The sequence below is a fragment of the Thermosediminibacter litoriperuensis genome (assembly GCF_008124715.1).
Classification (GTDB): Bacteria; Bacillota; Thermosediminibacteria; order Thermosediminibacterales; family Thermosediminibacteraceae; genus Thermosediminibacter; species Thermosediminibacter litoriperuensis.
In genome coordinates, this window is sequence record NZ_VNHO01000007.1 from 25,538 (window position 1) to 43,156 (window position 17,619).

13 protein-coding genes are annotated in these 17,619 nt (G+C 44.1%); 12 read left to right on the forward strand and 1 reads right to left on the reverse strand.

From position 1 onward, the window contains the following. Positions 1-42: 42 nt before the first annotated feature. From uvrC to LZ11_RS04010, 5 genes are all read left to right on the forward strand, one after another. Positions 43-1,863 (forward strand): excinuclease ABC subunit UvrC, encoded by a 1,821-nt coding sequence (gene uvrC / locus LZ11_RS03990; protein ID WP_148866621.1) that lies wholly within the window; start codon positions 43-45, stop codon positions 1,861-1,863. Between the two features lie 168 nt (positions 1,864-2,031). Then, a complete protein-coding gene (locus LZ11_RS03995) occupies positions 2,032-4,983 on the forward strand; it encodes a sigma 54-interacting transcriptional regulator (protein ID WP_148866622.1) in 2,952 nt (983 codons plus the stop codon). Between the two features lie 100 nt (positions 4,984-5,083). Continuing rightward, on the forward strand, positions 5,084-5,566 hold the full coding sequence (locus tag LZ11_RS04000; protein ID WP_148866623.1) for a PTS sugar transporter subunit IIA: 483 nt from the start codon (positions 5,084-5,086) through the stop codon (positions 5,564-5,566). A 109-nt stretch (positions 5,567-5,675) separates the two neighbouring features. Continuing rightward, the gene (locus LZ11_RS04005) at positions 5,676-5,960 is read left to right on the forward strand and encodes a PTS sugar transporter subunit IIB (protein ID WP_148866703.1); all 285 of its coding nucleotides are present in this window, start codon (positions 5,676-5,678) and stop codon (positions 5,958-5,960) included. A 19-nt stretch (positions 5,961-5,979) separates the two neighbouring features. Then, on the forward strand, positions 5,980-7,233 hold the full coding sequence (locus LZ11_RS04010; protein ID WP_148866624.1) for a PTS galactitol transporter subunit IIC: 1,254 nt from the start codon (positions 5,980-5,982) through the stop codon (positions 7,231-7,233). Between the two features lie 192 nt (positions 7,234-7,425). Here the strand turns inward: LZ11_RS04010 and LZ11_RS04015 are convergent, their stop codons facing one another. Next, the gene (locus LZ11_RS04015) at positions 7,426-8,367 is read right to left on the reverse strand and encodes an L-lactate dehydrogenase (protein ID WP_148866625.1); all 942 of its coding nucleotides are present in this window, start codon (positions 8,365-8,367) and stop codon (positions 7,426-7,428) included. Positions 8,368-8,492: 125 nt separating this feature from the next. On the opposite strand from LZ11_RS04015, the gene LZ11_RS04020 reads away from it, so the two are divergent. From LZ11_RS04020 to LZ11_RS04050, 7 genes are all read left to right on the forward strand, one after another. Further along, positions 8,493-9,467 carry a substrate-binding domain-containing protein gene (locus tag LZ11_RS04020; RefSeq protein ID WP_148866626.1) on the forward strand — a complete coding sequence of 325 codons (975 nt, stop codon included), beginning with the start codon at positions 8,493-8,495 and terminating at the stop codon, positions 9,465-9,467. Continuing rightward, positions 9,455-10,963 carry a sensor histidine kinase gene (locus LZ11_RS04025; RefSeq protein ID WP_425473432.1) on the forward strand — a complete coding sequence of 503 codons (1,509 nt, stop codon included), beginning with the start codon at positions 9,455-9,457 and terminating at the stop codon, positions 10,961-10,963. The genes LZ11_RS04020 and LZ11_RS04025 overlap by 13 nt, the downstream gene beginning before the upstream one ends. After that, the gene (locus LZ11_RS04030; RefSeq protein ID WP_148866628.1) at positions 10,956-12,545 is read left to right on the forward strand and encodes a helix-turn-helix domain-containing protein; all 1,590 of its coding nucleotides are present in this window, start codon (positions 10,956-10,958) and stop codon (positions 12,543-12,545) included. The genes LZ11_RS04025 and LZ11_RS04030 overlap by 8 nt, the downstream gene beginning before the upstream one ends. 123 nt (positions 12,546-12,668) lie before the next feature. Then, on the forward strand, positions 12,669-13,628 hold the full coding sequence (locus tag LZ11_RS04035; protein ID WP_342782590.1) for a sugar ABC transporter substrate-binding protein: 960 nt from the start codon (positions 12,669-12,671) through the stop codon (positions 13,626-13,628). A gap of 159 nt (positions 13,629-13,787) precedes the next feature. Continuing rightward, on the forward strand, positions 13,788-14,867 hold the full coding sequence (gene xylF, locus LZ11_RS04040; RefSeq protein WP_148866630.1) for a D-xylose ABC transporter substrate-binding protein: 1,080 nt from the start codon (positions 13,788-13,790) through the stop codon (positions 14,865-14,867). 64 nt (positions 14,868-14,931) lie between these two features. Further along, positions 14,932-16,455 carry a xylose ABC transporter ATP-binding protein gene (locus LZ11_RS04045; protein WP_148866631.1) on the forward strand — a complete coding sequence of 508 codons (1,524 nt, stop codon included), beginning with the start codon at positions 14,932-14,934 and terminating at the stop codon, positions 16,453-16,455. Beyond that, positions 16,452-17,615: a sugar ABC transporter permease gene (locus tag LZ11_RS04050; RefSeq protein ID WP_148866632.1), complete on the forward strand. Its 1,164-nt coding sequence runs from the start codon at positions 16,452-16,454 to the stop codon at positions 17,613-17,615. The genes LZ11_RS04045 and LZ11_RS04050 overlap by 4 nt, the downstream gene beginning before the upstream one ends. Positions 17,616-17,619: the final 4 nt, after the last annotated feature.

Consider the following 17,619-nt stretch of genomic DNA (forward strand, 5'->3'; position numbering starts at 1 on the left):
ACCCTTTCGCTCATGGTATAATAAAAGCGGGAGGGATTTTTTATGTTCAATCCCGAAAGAATAGAATCATTTCCGGAAAAACCCGGGGTCTATATAATGAAGGATAAAAACGGGAAAGTCATATACGTGGGAAAAGCCGTTTCATTGAAAAACCGGGTTAGATCTTATTTTAAGGCAGGGGATAGCCTCCCTTCCAAAGTGAGTTCAATGGTTTCTCACATTGACGACATAGAGTATATCGTGACCGATTCCGAAGTGGAAGCGCTTATCCTGGAGTGCAACCTCATAAAATTTTACAAACCTAAGTACAACATCCTTCTAAAGGACGACAAGCAGTATCCTTACATCAAAATCACCTTGAACGAGCCTTTCCCCAGAATTGAGGTGGTGCGGAAAATCAAAAAAGACGGCGCGCGGTATTTCGGGCCTTACGTCGACGCGGGAGCTATGAGGGAAGCAATAGACGTTTTGAGAAAAATTTTTCCGGTTAGGAGCTGTAAAAAGGATTTAAGCCGGGTTCCCTTAAAAGAGCGGTCCTGCCTCAATTACCACATAAACCGGTGTCTTGCCCCCTGCCAGGGAAATCTGCAAAAAGGAGAATACGATGAATTAATTAAAAACGTCGTGATGTTTCTCGAAGGCAGACAGGAAGCGCTTCTTAACTACCTGAGGCAAAAAATGGAACAAGCCGCCCAGGCCCTTGATTTCGAAACAGCGGCAGTTTATCGGAACCAGATTCAAGCCCTGGAAAAATTGCTGGAAAAACAAAAGATTGTGTCCACAGACATGGTTGACCAGGATGTCATAGCAATGACGCGCGGCTTTGATACGGCCTGCGTGATGGTGTTTTTTGTGCGGGAAGGAAAGCTTATAGAGCGGGAGCCCTTTATGTTAAAAAATACCGACGGTGCAGAAAGAAAGGAAATCCTGGCGTCTTTTGTTAAACAGTTTTACGACAACGCTTCTTTTATCCCAAAGGAGATCATCGTAGAAGAAGAAATAGATGACAGGGACACGATTGAAAGCTGGCTCTCCGGGAAAAAAGGCTCAAAAGTGAAGATAACTATACCCAGGAGAGGAGAGAAAAAGCAGCTGGCTGAATTGGTGGCGGAAAATGCTAGGGCCTATCTGGAGCAGAGGGAAAGTGCTGAAGAGAGGGAGAGGATTAGAAACATAAAGGCGATGGAAGAGTTGAAAATATGCTTTGGCCTAAGAGATATTCCCAGGCGTATAGAGGCCTTCGACATTTCAAATATACAAGGGTACGAGTCGGTGGCTTCTATGGTGGTCTTCGAGGACGGCATGCCGAAAAAGGAGGACTACAGGAAGTTCAGGATTAAGACGGTTGAGGGCCCCAATGATTTTGAGAGTATAAAAGAAGCCGTTTCCAGGAGGTTCAAAAGGGGGCTTGAAGGCCACGAAAAGTTCAGGGATTTCCCCGACCTGCTCGTTATAGACGGGGGAAAGGGGCAATTAAGATACGCCCGGGAGGCCTTGAGAGAATTGAACCTGGATTATATTCCGACTATAGGCCTTGCGAAAGAATTTGAGCATATTTTTATCGAAGGCAAGGACGAGCCTATAATCCTGCCCTGCGATTCCCATGCTTTACAACTGCTTCAAAGGGTAAGGGACGAAGCTCACCGCTTTGCTTTAGCCTATCACAGAAAACTGCGCACCAGGAGGAACTTGAAATCGGTTCTCGAAGATATACCCGGCATAGGAGAGGCGCGAAGAAAAGCTCTGCTTAAAGCCTTGGGGAGTCTGGAGGCTATAAAAAAAGCCACTCCGGAAGAATTGTCAAAGGTGCCTGGAATGAATAAAAAAGCCGCCCTGGCCGTATACGAGTATTTTCATAAATAACAAGGAGCATATCGGAGCCTAAAGAGCCTGACGCTACTGTCAGGCTCTTTTTACAACAATGTTGAATAACCGGCATGTTTTGTGGAAAGATGATACCTGAATTCCCTATAAAAACGAAAATGGTACAGTTATTGCATAAAATGTGAATTTAACGAGAGGTGGACGGGTATGAAAGAACGTCTGATGGAGCTTATCAAAAACGAAGATAAGAAAAACCCTTATACCGACGAACAGCTGGCTGCCATGCTGGGGGCAAGGCGCGACGAGGTGACTATCTTGAGGGGAGAGCTCAAAATCCCCGATTCTCGCGAAAGGCGCAAACCTCACCTGCTGAAAGCTATGGAAGAGGAGATGTTGAAAAACCCCGGCGTATCAGACAGGGAGCTGACAAGGCTCATTCAGAAACGCGGCTTTAACGTGTCCAGGTTTATAATTTCCCAGCTCCGCAGGGAATTGCCCGCAACAATTCAAAAACAAGTGCAGGAAACGCCTGAAAAAAAATTTAAGGCTGGCTCCGAAAGTTCAACCGCTTTCGAGAGGATCATCGGTCACGACGGGAGTTTGAAGCCCCAGATCCAGCAGGCAAAAGCTGCCGTTCTTTATCCTCCCCACGGCCTTCATACCCTCATCCTGGGACCGACGGGCGTTGGCAAGAGCATTCTGGCGGAGGCCATGTACCACTATGCCATCGAAATCGGAAAACTTCCTCCGAACGCCCCCTTTGTGGTATTCAATTGTGCCGACTACGCCGAAAATCCGCAGCTTCTTTTATCCCAGCTGTTCGGCCATATCAAAGGCGCATATACGGGGGCGGATTCATCAAAGGAGGGTCTGGTGGAAAAAGCCAACGGCGGCATACTGTTCCTGGACGAAGTACACCGCCTTCCTCCCGAGGGCCAGGAGATTCTGTACTACCTTATAGATAAGGGGAAGTTCAGACGCCTCGGCGAGACGGAGGCCTACCGCTCGGTAAATGTAATGATTATAGCCGCTACCACGGAAGATATCGAGTCCTCTTTGCTTTTGACTTTCAGGCGCAGGATCCCGATGATAATCGAGCTACCTTCTCTTTCGGCCAGACCCATATCCGAAAGATACGAGATAATAAAAGATTTTTTCAGGAAAGAGTCGGACCGGATAGGGGTAAAAATAAAAATCAGACAGGAGGCTCTGAGGGCTCTGCTGATGTACGATTGCCCGGGCAACATAGGACAGCTCAGGAGCGATATACAGGTGGCGTGTGCCAGAGGATTTTTGTCGTATATAGGAAACCAGCAGGATTTTATCGAGGTGGATCTGATCGACCTGCCGGTACACGCCAGGAGGGGAATGCTGAAGGTTCAGTATCGAATACCGGAAATCGAAACGATTCTGAAAGGGGATCTTGTGGTAAACCCCGGCGAATCCAGCATTACGTTTTTGCCGAAGGAAGACCTGTATATTTTACCGGAGGAAATATACAGGTACATCGAAGAGAAATACCAGGAACTTCAGAACCAGGGCTTGAGCCAGGACGTCATCAACAGGGTTATAGGAGGGGAACTCGAGCTAAAATTCCAGCAACTGGTCAGACAGTTCGAGACAAAACATAAAATGCTGGATAAAAAAGACCTGGAGGGCATCGTCGGTTCCCATATCGTCAATCTGGCGGAACAGATGGTCAGGATAGCCGAAAGAAAGCTGGGCAAGATGGACAACCACCTATTTTACTGCCTGGCCATACACCTGAGCGCCACCCTTGATCGCATCCGGCAGGGCAAGCCCATCATCAACCCTCAGCTTGAAAAGGTCAAAAATGAATACAGGCTGGAATACAGGGTTGCGAAGGAAATGGTGGAGATCGTCGAGTCGGCGACGGGATGTAAGATGCCGGAGGATGAAGTAGCTTTTGTAGCTATGTATCTCCGGACTACAACTCATCCCATTGATTTAAAAACGGGAAGAGTAGGGGTGGTAGTACTAACTCACGGACATGTGGCTAAAGGTATGGTTGAAGTTGCCAACCGTCTCCTGGGGGTTAATCACGCCGTTGGCATAGAGATGGGTTTGGATGAAAAACCCGAGTCAGCTCTTCACAAAACTATGGAAGTGGTTAAAGAAATCGATGAAGGTAAGGGTGTGTTACTTTTAGTCGATATGGGTTCTCTTGTAACTTTTGGGGAAATAATCACCCAAAAGACCGGAATACCAACGCGGACCATGGGACGAGTTGATACCGTAATGGTTCTTGAGGCAGTTAGGAGAGCCATTCTACCCGATACTAATTTGGATGATATAGTAAAGAATATAGAAAAACACGAAATTGAAATAGGCAGGTATATGCCTGATCTAACAGTTCAAGAAGGGGATAAACGTGTTCTTCTAACCGTTTGTATAACTGGGGAGGGGACAGCGGTTAAATTAAAAGAGCTTATTAAAAAGATGGTGCCAGATGTTTCTGAGAGAGCCGATATAATTCCTGTTGGCGCGATAGCGAATGAAGACATTAGACAAAAAATTACTAGAATAAAATCAGTAAGAAAAGTGGCAGCAATAGTGGGGACTATAAACCCCGATGATAAAGATATTCCTTTCATTCCTTTAGAAGAATTAATCAGCGGTAGGGCAATTGATAAAATAAGAAGAATATTAGGATTAAGAGGCTTCTCCGATGCGTTAAGAAACGAGTCATTCGGGGTTCTACCTTTTGCGGATATTTTTCATGAGGATTTAATCATTATTACCGATGGTTTCAATGTAAAAAATGACGTTTTAGATGGTCTTGGAAATCTTTTGGTAACATGTGGTTATGTCAATGAGAAATTTTTGTTGGACGTATATAGAAGAGAGGTTATGGGACCAACCTTTATGAAAAATAAAGTTGCTATACCTCACGGCACCCCTGAAAATGTTATAAAACCTGCTGTAGCCATAGCGATTTTAAAACACCCCATAGAATGGTCACCTGAAAAAGAGGCAGAAATTGTGTTGATGATAGCATTAAAGGAAAACTCAGTAGAAATTTTACGAGGTTTATATAAAATCATTGAAGATGCCGAGTTTATTGCCAAAGTCAAGACTTTAAAAGATCCTACCATAGTTAAAGAAGTATTTTTAGAATATATGCTGGGTATAAACTAAATTGATACGTTTTGTTGGAATGAAATTTGCTTTAATTTATTTGGAGGAATTTGTGAGAAATAAAATTGAATTTCAAACTTATTTCGAGGAGGCAAAATAAATGCCGGAATTCAACTTATTAAATGTAGATTTAATCGAAACAGATTTAGAAGCTAAAAATAAGGAAGAAGTCATCGAAAGCCTGGCGAAACTGTTAATTGCTAAGGGATACGTTAAAGATAGCTATCTGGGGGCTATTTTAGAGAGGGAAAAGATTTTTCCGACCGGTCTTCCAACCGAAGGTGTTGGAGTAGCTATACCTCATGCTGATTTGAACCATGTTTTAATGCCCGGAATCGCGCTAGCAATATTGAAGAATCCTGTAAAATTCAATGTCATGGGGAACACTGCAGAAGAAGTCGATGTAAAATTAGTGTTTATGCTGGCTATAAACGAGCCTAAAATGCAGGTAAATTTGCTGAAAAATCTTGTCTCAATGTTTCAAGATAAAAAATTACTTTTGATGTTGTCAAATATGACGAGCAAAGATAGAATAATATCACTTTTGGCACCATTAATAAGCTTAAACCCACCAAAATCATGATTCAAACGTTTATAATTTCCCAAGTTAAAAAATTGGGAAAACGGAGGTGTTATATTTTATAAAAAATTAAATTTTAACGCGAAAGATTAAACAGGGAGGAGATACGTTGATGAAGACCAAAAGAATAATCGTGGCATGTGGCACGGGAATCGCAACTTCGACAGTTGTGGCAGACAAGATATCTGAAGCATGTAAGAAGGAGGGGATCAATGCCAGTATTATTCAATGTAAAATAACTGAACTTAGAAGCTATGCTGATGGGGCCGATTTAATTGTAACAACCACTATTCTAAAGGATAAATACAATATTCCGGTAATAAATGGACTTTCTTTTATTACAGGTATAGGTGAAGAGAAAGCAATTCAGGAAATAATCAATGAATTGAAAAAGTAATTTAAAAGGGGGTTATCAAATGTCGATTATCAAGTTTATCCTTGATCTAGGCGCTGTGGTGATGCTTCCTGTAATAATTTTTATATTGGGCTTAATCCTTGGGGAAAAGCCGGGGAAGTCCTTTAGAGCAGGCATAACAATTGGTATAGGGTTTATTGGTATCAATCTGGTTATTGGTCTCTTGGTTAACAACCTTGGGCCTGCTGCAAAAGCTATGGTGGAGAATATGGGAGTCAAACTCGACGTTGTAGATGTTGGTTGGCCAGCGGCTGCTGCCATTGCTTTTGCTTCAAAGGTTGGCGCCTTTGTAATACCAATTGGCCTTCTTGTAAATATAATAATGCTTGCTACCAAAACCACTAAAACCGTTAATGTAGATTTATGGAATTACTGGCATTTTGCCTTTACAGGTGCTCTTGTAACCGCCGCTACGGGAAGTCTGCCGTTAGGTATGCTGGCTGCCGCTATTAATGCTGCTATTGTTTTAAAACTAGGTGATTGGACCGCACCTATGGTGCAGGATTTTTATGGCCTACCAGGTATATCATTACCTCACGGATTTTCCGCAGCATATGTTCCCATTGCTATACCATTAAATAAACTGATCGATAAAATACCTGTTATAAATAAAATTGAGGCTGACCCTGAACATATAAGTAAAAAATTCGGAGTTTTTGGAGAACCTGTGGTAATGGGCCTGGTTTTGGGTATAATCCTCGGGTTGCTGGCAAAGTACGATGCAAAAGCTACGTTGAACCTCGGTATGTCAATGGCAGGTGTCATGTTCTTAATGCCTAGAATGGTAAGAATCCTTATGGAGGGACTTATACCTGTTTCCGAAGCAGCTAAAACTTTCATGCAAAAGAGATTTGCGGGTAAAGAGTTTTATATAGGTTTGGATTCCGCGGTTGCTATCGGGCATCCCGCTGCTATAGCAACTGCGTTGATCCTCGTTCCTATTACGATATTTTTAGCTTTGATTATTCCGGGGAATAGAGTTTTACCTTTTGGTGACCTGGCTACAATACCTTTTATGGTAGCAATGGTAGCGCCTATTGCCCGGGGAAATGTATTCAGATCAGTCATCATTGGCGCTATAGTAATAGCTGTTGGATTATTAATCGCTACCAATGTGTCTCCCCTGCACACCCAAGCGGCTATCGACGCAGCCTTTAAATTCCCTGAAGGTGCTTCAAATATCTCAAGTATTTGCGATGGTGCTAACCCTCTGACCTGGGTTTTGCTGAAAATTATACAGCTATTTGGTCGATAAAAATGAAAAACAATCTTTTATACAGGCTTGCCTTTAATGGCAAGCTTTTTTTTGGGGGAGGTGTCGTGGTCTATGCTGCTGGCGATAGTATAATTTGCCGAAATCCGAAAAGAAATTGACCAGCAGTTACAGCAGGGAAAAACGCTTTAGAGGTAATGCGCAGGTGATACTATTTGAAAAATATAAGAAAAGTTACACTGTTAATGACATCAACCGGTCGATATACTTTTTTATAACTTCCGCTGAATTCTGTAAAGCCTCTTTTTCTGCGGGTGAAAGAGGCGGCACAAGCACTTTGTCAACTCCGTTTCTGTTGACCACACACGGGAGGCTTAAGAAGACATCCTCGATTTCATCCAGGCACCGGACGTACGTCGATACCGTAAGTATCGAATTTTCATCCCTCAGAATGCTTTTTACTATTTTTGCAATCGCCAGGGCAACGGCAAAGCTCGTTGCTCCTTTTTTTTCGATAACTTTGTAAGCCGAATATTTTACCTCCCGCTCTATCTCCTGCTTAATGGCTGGATCGAAGTTTTTTATATAAGTCGCGCAGAATTCGTCAAATTTTATTCCCATGATGTTGGTAAGGCTCCAGGCGGCCACCTGGGAATCCCCATGTTCCCCTATTATATAAGCGTGGATGTTGCGGGCATCGACGTTAAGCTTTTTGCTCAACGCGGCTCTGAATCTCGAACTGTCCAGGACTGTTCCCGAACCTATGACCCTGTTTTCCGGAAAGCCGGAGAGTTTTAAAGTGATGTAGGAGAGGACGTCCACAGGGTTCGTAACCACCAGCAGGATGCAGTTTTCGCTGTTTTCTACAATCTTGGGCACTATGTCCCTGAATACTTTAAAATTCTTACTGGCGAGGTCGAGCCTGGTTTTACCCCTGGAGATGCTCGGTCCTGCTGAGATTATGACTATACTGGCATCTTTCAGATCACGGTAATCGCCGGTGTAAATCTCGATAGGGCTCACAAAGGACATGGAGTGAATAAGGTCGAGGGCTTCGCCTTCAGCCTTATCCCTATTTATATCTATCAGTACCATTTCCGATACAATTCCCTGCAGCATGAGAGCAAAAGCGGCGGTTGAACCCACATATCCCGTTCCAATAATACCGATCTTCAAAATTATCTCCCCCTCTTCATATTCTAAACTTTATTTTTCCGAAATCACGGTAAATTATTAATCTGAAAGGATTTTACGTTTTTTGGCAGAAATATTATATAAGAGTTCAGAAAAGGAGTTATCCCATGAGAGACAAAAACAACGGTCTTTACGTTAAGTTTATGCTTGTGTCCTTCGCACTGATTTTTGCCCTGATGGTCTATGGTTTTTACATGACCGCGAGGCCTATATTTGAGGACCAGATTTTGGATAAAAGGCCCAAATATCATTTTTACATGGTGGCGCCAAATTCCGTGGATCCTTTCTGGATGGAGGTTCGCCGGGGAGCGCAAGATGCTGCAAAGCAATACAGAGTTGCTCTAGAATTTAATGCACCGCGATTCAACGATACTCGTGAAGAGATAAAGTACCTGGATATTGCCGTTACTTCAAAAGTCAACGGTATAGTCACCCATGTGTCGAACAACGAGGATTTTACCGCTCTTATAGAAAAGGCTTATGAAAAAGGTATTCCCGTTGTTACAGTTGACAATGATGCGAAACAGAGCCGGAGGAAGTCCTTTGTGGGCACCAATAGTTTCGTCCTTGGAGAAGAAGCCGGGAAACTGATGGTGGAGGCAACCGGGGGCAGAGCCAACATCGCGGTAATAATGAGCAGCGACGTACAGAAGGACACCAGTGCCCAGGACTTAAAGTTAAATGGATTTTTAAACGCTATCAAGGATTACCCGGGGATGAAAGTTGTGAAGATTTTTGCCTCAAAGCTGGGGATACTGAGCGCCGAGGAAATAACCCAGTCAATAATTAATAGCTCCGAGAAAATTGACGCTATATACTGTATGGATTCAGTAGACACTGTAGGCGCTGCTCAAACTGTGGTGGATTTTAACCGAGTGGGCTATATAAAAATCGTGGGTTACGGCGATACGCCGGATATCATGAGGTATATAGATAAAGGCATCATCTACGGTACTGTTATGAGCGATCCTTATAAAATGGGCTACGAAAGCATAAAAACCCTTTTTGAGATAAGGGAAAAGGGTAACGCTTCTACCTTCATCGATACGGGGGTTAAGGTCATTACCAAATCGAACGGGTGATGCAGGTGCTCAGAGGTTTGAGAAAGAGACTGCTTTTCTATTACTTGGTCATAACGCTCTTGATGGGGATTACCAGCCTGTACTCATATTACAGCGCAAGGACGATAATATCCGGTTTCAGCGCAATTTTCGCCGATTACCTTTATTTGAACGATCTTTATTCAGACGTCAGTTCGCTGGAAACCAATGTAGAGAAGTACCTTGCTACCAGGTCTTCAGAGGCGATCCTTGAATATTACAATTTATCCAGCAGGTTGCAGGAAAAATCGGCGAAGCTAGCGGGGGAAAGGGGCTATGATAAGAACAGCTTGATGCTGAAGGATATTGGCAATATGATCCAGAGCCTGCTCGATGAGGCCGATGCAGCTGTCAACGCCAAAAGGGGCCGGATAAGCAGCCAATACCTGGCACATTTTACCGAATCCCATAAAGTAGCCGGGTATATAAAGCAGTATATAAACGAACTACTTTATAATAAATTGCAGGAAGGTTCACAAAAATATGACGTAATTAGGGGAAACATGAATGTAATAAGTTTCATAAATATTTTTATCATATTGGGTTCAATGGGCCTCAACGTGTTTTTAGCGGTCTACTTTACATACAAGATGACCGGTCCGATTATCGAGCTATCTTCTTCAGCCGAAAGAATTTCCAGCGGGGATTTTGATGTAGACCCCGTGTTGATAGAGACTGATGACGAAGTTAGGGTGTTGGCAGAAGCGTTTAATAAAATGGCTGTCAGCATAAAAAACTATATAGATAAAATAAAAGGTCAGGCGGAAATGGAAAAAAGACTTCAGGAGCAGGAAATGCAAAACTTAATGATGAAAAACCTGCTTAAAGACGCCAGACTCAAGTTTCTACAGTCGCAGATTAACCCCCACTTCTTATTCAACACCTTGAACGCGGCTTCCCAGCTTGCCCTGATGGAAGGAGCGGAAAAAACGGCAGTTTTTATCGAAAAGGTGGCAAATCTTTTCAGGTATAATTTAAAAAGGCTTGACAGGCCCGTCACCCTGAGGGATGAGATAGAGCACGTCAGAACATATTTGTATATCTTGAAAACAAGATTCGGGGATAAAGTGCAATTTACTCTTGATATCGACGAGAGCCTTCTTGAGCTGGAGGTGCCCAGTACCATAGTGCAGCCGCTGGTTGAAAATGCCTTCATTCACGGGATAGAAGGGCTGGAGAGGAACGGCAGAATCGATATAAAAGTAAAAAAGCAGAGTGATTATATTGCTGTGGTAATCGAAGATGACGGCCAGGGAATGGAGGAGTCCGCAATAAGATCTATTCTTAATTCGGAAGTGACGGAAGATCGAATTGAACGTCATGTGAGCGGCATAGGATTACATAATGTGATCAACAGGATGATGTTGTTTTATAATGTGAACCGAGTTTCGGATGTTATCGAAATTTACAGCAGGAAAAACAGCGGTACTAGGGTCATATTAAAAATTCCGTTAGCTAAGGGGGGAAAGAATGCTTAGGATATTTATAGCCGACGATGAACAGATAGTTATAGACTCGTTGAAATTCATCGTCGAAAAGTTTGTGGACGGTGCCGAAGTTGTAGGGTATGCAAAATCGGGGCGTGAGACCATTGAGAAGGTAGAAACATTAAAGCCCGATGTGTTGCTGGTTGATATAAAAATGCCCGGAATCGACGGCCTTGAGGCCATTCGGCGAATAAAAGACCGGCACGGCGATATGGTCTTCATAATTATTACTGCATACGAGAACTTCGGTTTTGCTCAAGAAGCGCTGAAACTAGGGGTTTTGGAATATCTGCTCAAGCCGGTAAACAAAGACAGAGTTGTGGAAGTGATAAAAAAAGCCGGAGAGGTCGTCGAACAGAATCGCCGGACCTTTCTCGCGGAGATAGAGCTGAAAGAAAAACTTGCGAAGGTTATGCCTCATCTTGAAGGAGAATTTCTTTACTCTCTTTTATTCGATGGCAATTGTTTGAAAAAACTCCCCTTTTACGAGGAAGTATTTGAAATGCCGCTGCGATACGGATACGTCATGATATTCGCGGTTCGAGATGAAAGTGATGACGAAAATAGCATCAGGTGCAATCTAGACAGGTATGAGCTCGGCATCCTTTTCAGAGACTCGGCGAAAGACGCGGTGAAGTGCCTAGTAAGCCCGATGATGCTTGATCGGGTCATAGTATATGTGCCCGTACATAAGGATGCAGACGAGTACTCGGTGAGGAACGAGTCCATAAAGACGGCCAACCGGATAATCGGTAGCCTTTCCGGCAGTATGGATCTGCCCTATAAGATAGGAATCGGGAGTCCGCGCGATATTAAACATTTCCTTAAATCTTACGAAGAAGCTGACAGGGCTGTTAAGTTGTCCGGCGAAGAAAAGGTGTTTCACTACGGGGACCTAAGTCTTCCGGCCAATGCTCCCGATTTTTACCCGTTCGATCGGGAAAAGCAGCTTCTGGATAAAATACTGCTGGGAGACATACTGGGAGCTTTGGAGATATTTGAGGAGATTTTTGCGTGGCTCACTCTGAATTACGCATTTGATGTTGCAAGAATAAAAGCCAGACTGACCGAACTTCTAATTGTACTTTTAAGATTTGTTTCATACCATAAAGAAACAGCTGTTATGGGAGAAAAGGGAAATCTGGAGGAATTTTCAAAGCTGAACGATATCAGAGAGATAAAGCTATGGTTCTTAAAAAAAATTGAAGATATAATCAGCGAGGTTCGGGTTATAAGATCCCATGAAATGGGGGAAGTAATAGAAACGGCCATAGATTTCATAAACGAGAATTATGCAAAGGATATCTGCATGGACGATGTGGCAAGGAGGGTAAATATCAGCTACCACTATTTCAGCAAACTCTTTAAGGACAGAACAGGACAGACTTTTTCCGATTATCTGACCGATATACGGATCCGGCATGCCAAAGAGCTCTTGCAAAATGAAGCTTACAGTGTGAAAGATGTGGCCTACAGGGTGGGGTATCAAGATCCAAACCATTTTACAAAAGTTTTTAAAAAATTAGTTGGTTTAACGCCTACCGAGTACAGGGAAAAATCAATTATACCGTAAGAGGGTGAGGAAAATTTGAAAGGGATGTCAAGAACTCACCTGGTGATTTTTTTAATGCTGTTCATAGCTGTCATGATATTGGCGGCCTGTTCTTACAGTTCGATCGGGAATGAAATATCCGTCATGGAGGAGGAAGGTGACAGAATTAGAGTCGGAATATCGCTGGGCACCCTTAAAGAGGAAAGGTGGCTCAAGGACAGGGATATACTGATGGCAAAATTGAAAGATTTGGGAGCCGAGGTATTCGTCAAGAACGCTAACAACGATGACGAGGATCAGTTGAAACAGGTGAGATACCTGCTGGATCAGAAAATCGATGTACTCATACTTGTACCTAATGATCTCCAAAAGGCTTCAGCTGCCGTCCAGTTGGCAAAAAAATACGGTGTTAAAGTTATATCTTATGACCGGCTGGTTACCAGATCAAACGTAGATCTTTATATATCCTTTGACAACATTAAAGTAGGGAGGCTAATGGCTGAGTGGCTGATAAAAAAAGCGCCGAAGGGTAATTACCTAATAATAAACGGTGCGACTTCAGACCACAATACGAAGATGATAAAAGAAGGCTACGATAGTATTCTCAGGGAAAAGGTTGAAAGGGGCGACATCAAGATAGTTGCCGAAGAATGGGCTCCCGACTGGATGACAGAATACGCTTTTAAGGTTACCGATGAAATCCTTCAGAGCGGCAGGAGAATAGATGCCGCCATAGCCGGGAACGACAGCCTGGCAGGGGGTATCATAGAAGCCCTGGCAGAACACAGGCTGGCTGGTAGGGTGCCCGTAGTCGGCCAGGATGCAGATCTCGCTGCATGTCAGAGAATAGTGGAAGGCACTCAGCTGATGACGGTTTACAAACCTATAGACAAACTGGCGGAGAAAGCGGCTGAAATGGCAATTAGACTGGCCAGGGGTGAACCACTGGATATTCGAAAGACGATTTTCGACGGCAGATACTACGTGCCTTATTACGTGTTGGAGCCTGTGGGCGTTGACAAAAGCAACATAGAAGATACGGTTATAAGGGACGGCTTTCATTCCTCACAGGATGTATACAGAAACCTTCCGAAAGCCCACTGATTTTTGGGTCTCTGCCTGCTTTTTTTGTGCCAAAATTACACGGCTTTTTTGCTTTACAGGTACAAATTCTTAATATGAGACTGTAACATCAAAAAAACGAACAGAGGTAAAAGAGCGGTTTCTATTGAAGTACAGATAAAAAAAGGGAGGATTAGGTTAATGGCGAAAAGATTTAATCGCGTGCTGGCATTGTTGCTTGTGGTATTTTTAACGGTATCGATTCTCACAGGGTGCTCAAAAACAGTTCAGGATCAGGCTGCAAGTTCCGATCAGCAACAGAGCCAGAATGAGGAGAAGAAGATAAAAATAGGTTTCTCGCTGCCAACCCTTCGGGAAGAGAGGTACATCAAAGACAGGGATTATTTTGTTCAGAGGGCCCAGGAACTGGGGGCTGAAGTGCTGGTCCAGGCGGCTAATAACGATGAAAATCAGCAGAACAACCAGGTGGAAAACCTTATAACTCAAGGAATCGATGTGCTGGTGTTGGACCCGCAGAACGCCGATTCGGCCGCAGCGTTGGTGGAGGCGGCTCATAAGGCAGGAATTAAGGTAATATCCTATGACCGGTTGATCAGAAATGCTGACGTGGACCTTTACATTTCTTTCGACAACGTGAAGGTAGGAGAGCTTCAGGGTAAATTCCTCACCGAGAAAGTTCCAAAGGGCAACTATTTCCTCTTTTCCGGGGCCCCTACGGACAACAACGCCAGGCTCTTTAAACAGGGGGCTATGAAATACATACAGCCGCTGGCAGATAAAGGGGATATAAAGATACTTTTTGACCAGCCTATTAAAGACTGGCAGCCGGAAGAAGCTTTGAAGCTGTGTGAAAACGCGCTTACCGCCAACAAAAACCAGGTTGACGCCATACTGGCTCCCAATGACGGTACGGCGGGCGGTATCATCCAGGCCCTTCAGGCTCAGGGGCTTGCAGGAAAAGTAGTGGTGACCGGCCAGGATGCTGAACTGGCGGCTGCAAAGAGAATAGTAGAGGGAACCCAGTCGATGACCGTTTTCAAGGATGTTCGCGAACTCGCAAAGAAGGCTGCGGAAGTGGCTGTTATGCTGGCCCAGGGCAAAGAGGTAAAAGACCTGCCCGAGGCTAATCAGACCGTGAATAACGGCAAGATAGACGTTCCTTCAATACTGCTGACGCCGGTGGTCGTTACAAAAGACAATCTTGAAAGTGTTTTAATAGAGAGCGGTTGGTTTAAGAGGGAAGACGTTTATTCGAAATAGATGGCAATCAAGGGATAGGCTGGACGGCCTACCCCTTGAATTTTGTGTTCGAGAAGGTGACGTCATGAGCGAATATATATTGGAAATGCGAAATATAACAAAAATTTTCCCGGGAGTCAAGGCTCTTGACAACGTGAACTTTAGGGTAAAAAGAGGTGAAATCCATGCCCTGTGCGGAGAAAACGGTGCCGGTAAATCCACTTTAATGAAGATATTGAGCGGCGTATACCCGTACGGTACTTATGAAGGGGATATAGTAATAGACGGAAAGATAATGCCGTTTCGAAACATAAAGGATAGTGAAAGAGCGGGTATTTCAATAATATACCAGGAACTGGCTCTGGTGAAAAACATGACCGTAGGAGAAAATATTTTTCTAGGCGAGGAGCCCGTCAAAAACGGCATTATAGACTGGATGAAGGTTTATTCTGATACCAGGGCAGTTTTAAAAGAATTGGGCATTGATGTCGACCCTTATGCAAAAGTCATGAATCTGGGTATAGGACATCAGCAGATGGTGGAGATAGCCAAAGCTATATCAAAAAAAGCTAAGATACTCATACTTGACGAACCTACCTCGGCTCTCACGGAGAGTGAAGTAGATCAACTTTTCAATATACTGCAGGATCTGAAGAAAAAAGGTGTAACCTGCATCTTCATTTCACACAAGCTCAACGAGGTATTCAGAATTGCTGACAGCATAACGGTACTGAGGGATGGCAAAACCATACACACTGGTTATGTAAAAAATCTGACTAAAGACAAAGTTATTTCTCTGATGGTGGGGAGGGAGTTAACAGACAGGTTCCCGCGAGTCGAACGTTGTCCAGGAGAGGTAGTGCTGGAGGTAAGGAACCTCACCGTTTACGACGCCGAGATGCCGTGGAAAAAAATAGTAGACAATGTAAGTTTCTCTGCAAGAAAAGGTGAATTACTGGGCTTTGCGGGTTTAATGGGTGCCGGCAGGACCGAGATGGCTCTTGCCATTTTCGGTGCCTATCCGGGAAGAGTCACAGGCGAAATTTACTTGAGCGGTAGGAAGTTAAACATAAAAAGCCCCGAAGACGCCATAAAGAACGGTATCGCTTATGTTTCCGAAGATAGGAAAAGATACGGGCTCATCCCGGTGCTCGATGTTCAGGAAAACATAGTTCTGCCGAATCTGGGCAGGATTTCAAGATGGTCGGTGATCAACAACAATGAAAAAATCAAGTACGCTCAAGAGTACGTAAAAGAACTGCGCATCAAGACTCCGGGGCTCACTCAAAAGGTCCTTAATTTGAGCGGGGGAAACCAGCAGAAGGTCGTCCTGGCTAAATGGCTTATGTCCGATCCGAAGGTGCTTATTCTTGACGAGCCCACCCGGGGAATAGACGTAGGGGCCAAGTATGAGATTTATAATATTATGAATGAGCTCGTGCAAAAAGGAGTATGCGTAATAATGATATCTTCGGAACTCCCGGAAATACTGGGGATGAGTGATAGGATTATGGTACTTCATGAAGGTAAGATAAGCGGTGAATTTTACTACCAGGATGCCGACCAGGAAAAAATAATGTATTGCGCAACCGGAGGTAGATATTCATGATAGTCAGGGAAAAAAATCCGGTGGTTTTACGGCAGGGCATTAATATAGACATCAGGTCCTACACGATGGTTATAGCCCTCCTTGCCATTTGGATCGTTTTTGCCGTTTTAACAAAGGGTAATTTCCTTACTCCCAGAAACCTCTCAATGCTTATGAGGCAGGTTTCCATTACATCTATCCTCGCTGTAGGTATGGTGCTGGTGATAGTGGCCGGCCACATAGACCTATCGGTGGGTTCCGTTTCGGGATTTACGGGGGCCGTGCTCGCAGTTCTGCAACTCTGGTATCACTGGAGCACAATTCCCTCCATACTGGCGGCCCTTTTTGTAGGTCTCGTGATAGGCGCCTGGCAGGGTTTCTGGGTGGCTTACAGGGGGGTTCCGGCTTTTATCGTCACCCTGAGTTCCATGCTGGTGTTTAGAGGAGGAATACTTTTGGTGACAAAGGGGGTAACAATTTCCCCTCTGAGGCCTGAATTCAAGATAATCGGACAGGGATACATTCCATCGTTCTGGAGCATTATTATGGCTCTTGCGGCGGTTCTCATTTACATCTATATGACGCTGAACAACAGGAAGTCCAGGTTGAAATACGGTTTACCGGTGACTTCGTGGAATATCGAGATTATGAAGATGATAGGGACCTTATCGCTGATAGCTGTATTTATTGGTGTCATGATTGCCTACCAGGGGATTCCAATACCTGTGATAATAGTGCTTTTCCTCGTGGTGCTGTTCACATTCATAGCCAATAATACCACCTTCGGCAGGTATGTTTACGCCATAGGAGGTAACAGAGAAGCTGCCGTTTTGTCGGGCATAAATATCAAAAAGACGAACATGACCATATTCCTCATTATGGGGTTGCTTTCGGCACTGGCGGGCATAGTTTTGACATCAAGGCTTGATGCCGCTACTACCAGCGCCGGAAACCTTTTCGAGCTCGATGCCATAGCTTCGGCTATAATAGGTGGTACCAGCACTCTTGGTGGAGAGGGCACAATCCCCGGTGCGGTTATCGGCGCCCTGGTGATGGCCAGCATAGACAACGGCATGAGCCTTTTGAACATTGACTATTCTATTCAAATCATCGTCAAGGGACTGGTGCTAGTATTGGCTGTGTGGATTGACATTGCGACCAGGAAGAGAACCGCGTATTGACTGC

Bases quoted from the DNA above. Each gene is read 5' to 3' on its own strand.
- uvrC (WP_148866621.1), top strand. From the start codon at position 43: ATGTTCAATCCCGAAAGAATAGAATCATTTCCGGAAAAACCCGGGGTC.
- LZ11_RS03995 (WP_148866622.1), top strand. From the start codon at position 2,032: ATGAAAGAACGTCTGATGGAGCTTATCAAAAACGAAGATAAGAAAAAC.
- LZ11_RS04000 (WP_148866623.1), top strand. From the start codon at position 5,084: ATGCCGGAATTCAACTTATTAAATGTAGATTTAATCGAAACAGATTTA.
- LZ11_RS04005 (WP_148866703.1), top strand. From the start codon at position 5,676: ATGAAGACCAAAAGAATAATCGTGGCATGTGGCACGGGAATCGCAACT.
- LZ11_RS04010 (WP_148866624.1), top strand. From the start codon at position 5,980: ATGTCGATTATCAAGTTTATCCTTGATCTAGGCGCTGTGGTGATGCTT.
- LZ11_RS04020 (WP_148866626.1), top strand. From the start codon at position 8,493: ATGAGAGACAAAAACAACGGTCTTTACGTTAAGTTTATGCTTGTGTCC.
- LZ11_RS04030 (WP_148866628.1), top strand. From the start codon at position 10,956: ATGCTTAGGATATTTATAGCCGACGATGAACAGATAGTTATAGACTCG.
- LZ11_RS04035 (WP_342782590.1), top strand. From the start codon at position 12,669: ATGGAGGAGGAAGGTGACAGAATTAGAGTCGGAATATCGCTGGGCACC.
- xylF (WP_148866630.1), top strand. From the start codon at position 13,788: ATGGCGAAAAGATTTAATCGCGTGCTGGCATTGTTGCTTGTGGTATTT.
- LZ11_RS04045 (WP_148866631.1), top strand. From the start codon at position 14,932: ATGAGCGAATATATATTGGAAATGCGAAATATAACAAAAATTTTCCCG.
- LZ11_RS04050 (WP_148866632.1), top strand. From the start codon at position 16,452: ATGATAGTCAGGGAAAAAAATCCGGTGGTTTTACGGCAGGGCATTAAT.